At 51.4% G+C, this 5,308-nt stretch carries 6 protein-coding genes and 1 pseudogene; 6 read left to right on the top strand and 1 reads right to left on the bottom strand.

Annotated features, from left to right (window positions below; all coding sequences use genetic code 11):
• From U9P07_01940 to U9P07_01915, 6 genes and pseudogenes are all read left to right on the top strand, one after another.
• Positions 1 to 223: four helix bundle protein (locus tag U9P07_01940; protein MEA2108166.1), on the top strand; the 223-nt coding region annotated here is incomplete at its 5' end.
• Positions 224 to 297: 74 nt separating this feature from the next.
• A pseudogene (cysN, locus tag U9P07_01935) lies at positions 298 to 1,842 on the top strand (sulfate adenylyltransferase subunit CysN).
• Positions 1,843 to 2,025: 183 nt separating this feature from the next.
• Entirely contained in the window at positions 2,026 to 3,048 is a 1,023-nt protein-coding gene (locus tag U9P07_01930) for a hypothetical protein (GenBank protein MEA2108165.1), read from the top strand.
• Positions 3,045 to 3,302 (top strand): acyl carrier protein, encoded by a 258-nt coding sequence (locus tag U9P07_01925; protein MEA2108164.1) that lies wholly within the window; start codon positions 3,045 to 3,047, stop codon positions 3,300 to 3,302. The genes U9P07_01930 and U9P07_01925 overlap by 4 nt, the downstream gene beginning before the upstream one ends.
• 117 nt (positions 3,303 to 3,419) lie before the next feature.
• Entirely contained in the window at positions 3,420 to 3,773 is a 354-nt protein-coding gene (locus U9P07_01920) for a phosphomannose isomerase type II C-terminal cupin domain (protein MEA2108163.1), read from the top strand.
• A 90-nt stretch (positions 3,774 to 3,863) separates the two neighbouring features.
• Positions 3,864 to 4,985: a mannose-1-phosphate guanylyltransferase gene (locus tag U9P07_01915; protein ID MEA2108162.1), complete on the top strand. Its 1,122-nt coding sequence runs from the start codon at positions 3,864 to 3,866 to the stop codon at positions 4,983 to 4,985.
• An 87-nt stretch (positions 4,986 to 5,072) separates the two neighbouring features.
• On the opposite strand, the gene U9P07_01910 is transcribed toward U9P07_01915, so the two are convergent.
• Positions 5,073 to 5,308: transposase (locus U9P07_01910; protein MEA2108161.1), on the bottom strand; the 236-nt coding region annotated here is incomplete at its 5' end.

The following is a 5,308-nucleotide window of genomic DNA, read 5'->3' as shown; positions in this document are numbered from 1 at the left end:
TATTGCCGAAGGCTTTGAACGTGAATCAACCCGTGAATGTCTGAAATTTCTTTCCTATGCCAAAGGTTCCTGCGCCGAGCTGCGGACGCAAATTTATATTGGTTTAGAAATAGCTTACATTAAAAAAGAAACTGCTGATCGATGGCTGATTGAAACAATTGAAATTTCATCCATGATTGGCGGCCTGATGAAAACAAAAAAACGCTTTCTTGAACAGGACTGAAATGTACGAAGATGCATTACATGTTTCCCCCCCTTTCCCCTTTAGCCTTTAACCTTTAACCTCATTGGTTTCCCATGGATATTAAAGAATTTCTCGACCAGGATGAACAGAAAGATCTCCTTCGTTTTCTGACGGCCGGTTCGGTGGATGACGGCAAGTCAACCCTCATCGGCCGCCTGCTGTATGACAGCAAGCTTTTGTATGACGACCAGCTGGCCACTCTCGAGCGCGACAGCAAAAGGGTGGGCAGCGTCGGTGGCGAGATAGACTATGCCCTGCTGCTTGACGGGCTCAAGGCCGAGCGGGAGCAGGGAATCACCATCGATGTGGCCTACCGCTATTTCGCCACCGCGAAGCGCAAATTTATTATCGCCGATACCCCCGGGCACGAACAGTATACCCGCAACATGGCCACCGGCGCCTCCACCGCCAACCTGGCGGTGATCCTGGTGGATGCCCGCACGGGAGTTATCACCCAGACCCGGCGCCACACGTTTATTGTTTCGCTGCTGGGGATCAAACACGTTATCCTGGCGGTTAACAAAATGGACCTGGTGGACTACGATCAGGAGGTATTTGAACGAATCTGCCAGGATTATCGCGATTTTGTCGCCCGGCTGAAAATCCCCGATCTGCACTTTATCCCCCTGTCGGCATTGAAAGGTGACAACGTAGTAAATAAGTCAGCCAACACTTCTTGGTATTCCGGGGCGCCGCTGCTGAAAATGCTGGAATCCATCTATATCACTTCCGATCGCAACTTCATCGATTTCCGTTTTCCGGTCCAGTATGTCCTGCGTCCTGACGCGGCCTTCCGTGGTTTTGCCGGCAAGGTGGCTTCCGGCGTGGTGCGGCCTGGTGAAGAAATTATGGTGCTGCCATCGGGGAAAAGATCGAAAGTCAAGGCGATCAGTACCTTTGACGGCGATCTGGAGCGCGCCTTTCCTCCTGAGTCCGTTACCCTGGTCCTGGAAGATGAGATTGATGTCAGCCGCGGCGACATGCTGGTCCATCCCAACAACATTCCCCGGACTTCCCGTTCCTTTGAGGCCATGCTGGTCTGGATGGATGAAAAGCCCATGGATCTGCAGACCAGCTTTTTTATCAAGCACACCACCCAGGCTACTCGGGCCAGGATTGAGCTTCTGCGCTATCGGACCGATGTCAATACCCTGCGCAAAAGTAATGCCGATTACTTGTCCTTGAATGAAATCGGCCGGGTTTCCATCACCACCAGCCGGCCGCTCTATTTTGATCCCTACATGAAAAACCACCAGGCGGGCAGTTTTATCCTCATCGATCCGCTGACCAATTTTACCTCGGCGGTGGGGATGATTATCGACCGGGTGGCAAGTGAGAACGGCACGGATAAAAAAGCCGCGGCGGAAGTTGCCGACGGCAGTCAGGTGAGCCGCGCCGCCTGGGAGGGACTGCTTGGCCAGCAGGGGGAAGTCCATCGGATTGCCGGGGAGACGCCGGCAGAGAAACAAATAAAGGCCTATGCCCTGGAACGCCGGCTGTTTGAACAAGGAAAAATAGCCCTGGTGGTGGCTGAAGCTGAAGTTTCTTCGGAAATGGTCGATAACATGAAAAGGCATGGGCTGATTGTAATACTGATTTAGAAAATAGGGGACAGACCACGGTTTTTCCTGTCCCATATTTCGCCTATTTACTACCTTTAAATATTTTTCATACTTTCTTGGCCCAAAAACCGTGGTCTGTCCCCTATTTTCATTTAAAAATCCGCGGCGGAAGTTGCCGGCAGCAGCCAGGTGAGCAGCACCGCCTGGGAGGAAAAATCATTGGCACGACAAATTGAAAACCTTAAAATCTGCCGGCGCTGCATCCTGCCGGCGACCTTCCCCGGCATCCGTTTTGATGACCAGGGTATCTGCAATCACTGCCGCCGGGAAGAGAAAAAGGCGGCCAAGGTTTTGGAGAAAAAAGCCGTCTACCGCCGGCGCCTGGATGATTTGATCCTGGAAACGCGGGATAAAGCTCCATGCTATGACGCGATTATGGCCTACAGCGGCGGCAAGGACTCCAGCTATTCCATGAAGCTGCTGAAGGAAAAATACAACCTGCGCATCCTGGCCCTGACTTTTGACAACCACTTTATTTCTCCGGCTTCACTGGGGAATATCGCCCGGCTTACGGACCAGCTGGATATTGATCATCTTAATTTTAAAATTCCCTGGCCGCTGGCGAAGAAGCTTTTTTCCCGTACCGCCAGTGAAGATATTTTTGCCGCCCCGACCCTGATGCGGGCCAGTTCCATCTGTACCGCCTGCATCGGGATTGTCAAAAGCATGGTATTGAAAACTGCCCTGGAAATGGCCATTCCCCTGGTAGCCTTCGGCTGGTCGCCGGGCCAGGCTCCCATCCAGTCAGCGATCATGAAAACCAATCCGACCCTGATCCGCAAAAACCAGGAGGCGCTGAAAAACGCCCTGCCTCCCGAGCTCAGCCGGCGGCTAAAGCGAAATTTTATTCCCGCGTCCTATTATGAACTTTACGCCGATCGTTTTCCCTATAATGTTCATCCGCTGGCTTTCTTCGATTATGATGAAGAAGCGATTAAAAAAGAGCTGCATGAAACCGGCTGGCGGGCGCCGGAAGATACGGACACCAATTCCTCCAACTGCCTGCTGAATGCTTTTGCCAATCAGTGCCACCTGGAGCGCCACGGTTTTCATCCTTATGTCTGGGAGATTGCCAATATGGTCCGCCAGGGGGTGATGGGCCGCGAGGAGGGGATGGAGAAAATTTATAGTGAACAGAATGCTGACATGGTAAATTATGCCCGGGAGAAACTGGAACTATGAGTTTGAGTGATCAGGAAATAAAAAGCAAAATCAGGGATTTTATTGTTGAAAACTTCCTTTTCGGCAGCGCCGATGAGCTGAACGATGACTCATCCTTCCTGGATGGCGGCATCATTGATTCCACCGGGGTGCTGGAACTGGTTGAATTCCTGGAGGAGGATTTTTCCATCAGCATCGATGATGAAGAGTTGGTGCCGGAAAATCTGGATTCCATCAATAACGTCGCCGCTTTTCTCAAAAACAAGGGGGTATGATCAGGTAGTAAATAGGGGACAGACCACGGTTTTTGAGCCAAGAAAACATGAAAAATGTTAAAATAAACAGAAAAAACCGTGGTCTGTCCCCTATTTATGATATGATAGGTTGATTCTATGAATAAAATAGCTGAACCGGTTAACAGGCCTTGGGGAACTTACCAGATCTTGCACCAGGAAGACGGCTGCCAGGTGAAAAAGATCGTGGTTCATCCCGGCCAGCGCCTGAGCCTGCAGTTTCACCACCGGCGCAGTGAGCACTGGATTGTCATGGCCGGGCCGGCATTGATTACCGTTGACGAGCGGGAAATGAAAGTGGATGTCGGCGGCCACGTCTTCATTCCCCAAACTGCCAGGCACCGGCTGGCCAACCAAAACGAAGACCGGGAGGTTGTTATCATTGAAGTCCAGCAGGGAGATTATCTTGGCGAAGATGACATTGTCCGCCTGGCTGACGACTATCACCGATAAAATAGGATAAAATAGTAAAATAGGGGACGTTGTTGCTTTATTGCTTTAACGTTTCCGCTTGCCCCCTCTTGCTTTCCGGAGTTTAAATGAATGACGACTGATAAAACAACCGAAAAAAACAACTTCCACGCCGTTATCCTTGCCGGCGGCTCCGGAACCCGCTTCTGGCCTTTGAGCCGTCACCGGCGGCCTAAACAGCTGATTCCGCTGTTGGGAGGTAAAACCACCCTGGAAGCCACCATTGAGCGCCTGTCTCCCTTGACCGATGATTCCCGGACCATGGTTGTTACCAATAAGGATCAGGCGCTGGCGGTGGAAAAACTGCTGGCGTCCCGCTTCAGTAAGGCCAGGATTATTGCCGAGCCGGTGGGTCGCAATACCGCCCCGGCCATTGCCCTAGCTGCCCAGTTGTTGATCATGGACCAGGGGCCGGAAAGCACGATGATGGTTTTTCCCGCCGACCACTACATATCCGACCTGCCGGAATTTATCCACACCCTGGAGCTGGCCGCAACCGTTGCAAAACAGGGCTGGCTGGTGACCTTGGGTATTGCCCCCAGTTGGCCGGAAACGGGCTATGGTTATATCCAGAGTGGTGATGTAATCGAGTTTGATGATGATATTCCCAGCGAGAAGGTTAGGAAAGTCAGCCGTTTTGTGGAAAAGCCTGATGCCAAGCGGGCCACTGAATACCTGGCATCCGGGGATTATTTCTGGAACAGCGGTATCTTTATCTGGCGTACCGATGTCATCCTGGCGGAAATTGCCCGACATCTACCGGCGGTTGATGCCTGCCTCCGGCGTTTTAGCCGGGGATGTCAGAATCTGGGTTTTGATCAGGCTCTGGCCGCTTATTTTCGGGACGTGGAAGCCATTTCCATCGATTACGGGGTGCTGGAAAAATCTTCCCGGGTGGCCGTGGTTCCCAGCCGTTTTTCCTGGAGTGATCTGGGAAGTTGGGACGCCCTGGATGAACTGAAGCTGCAGCCACGGGTTGAATCCGAAAATGAAAAACCGGCAGCTGAAACCATGCTGTTTTCAGCCAAAAATAATACCGTTTTCAGCCGTAAACCAACCGCCTTAATAGATGTTGATGACCTGCTGGTCGTTGACACGGAAGATGCCCTGCTGATCTGTAAAAAAGGAAGTTCCCAGCGGGTTAAAGAAGTGGTGGAACACCTGCGGCAGCAGGAGAAAGACTCCCTTCTCTAATACTAATACTAATAGGGGACGTCACCTCACCACCCTCCTCCCCCCCTCTTCCCTTTTTTCGGAAATAGGGGACAGACCACGGTTTTTTCATGTTTTCACATCTTTCGAGGTTTTGTCTTTTTGAGGTCTGCCTGACTTTCCGGGGGAGACGCGTCGATCTAATGCTTTACTTATTTCTTCCTTGAACCGCTTATTACCAAGAGCAAAATTGCCATTGGTAGACTGCCGGATTTCGTTGATTAACCCCGCATCCAACTTTTCCAGAAATAATTCCCGATAGGCTGATTCACGTTCTTTTTCAGAATGACCGAGACCCAGATAAA

It is taken from the genome of Pseudomonadota bacterium (assembly GCA_034660915.1).
Classification (GTDB): Bacteria; Desulfobacterota; Anaeroferrophillalia; order Anaeroferrophillales; family Anaeroferrophillaceae; genus DQWO01.
The sequence above is the reverse complement of the archived record's forward strand: the minus strand, read 5'-3'. Positions and strand labels throughout refer to the sequence as shown.

Bases quoted from the DNA above. Each gene is read 5' to 3' on its own strand.
- U9P07_01925 (MEA2108164.1), top strand. From the start codon at position 3,045: ATGAGTTTGAGTGATCAGGAAATAAAAAGCAAAATCAGGGATTTTATT.
- U9P07_01920 (MEA2108163.1), top strand. From the start codon at position 3,420: ATGAATAAAATAGCTGAACCGGTTAACAGGCCTTGGGGAACTTACCAG.
- U9P07_01915 (MEA2108162.1), top strand. From the start codon at position 3,864: ATGACGACTGATAAAACAACCGAAAAAAACAACTTCCACGCCGTTATC.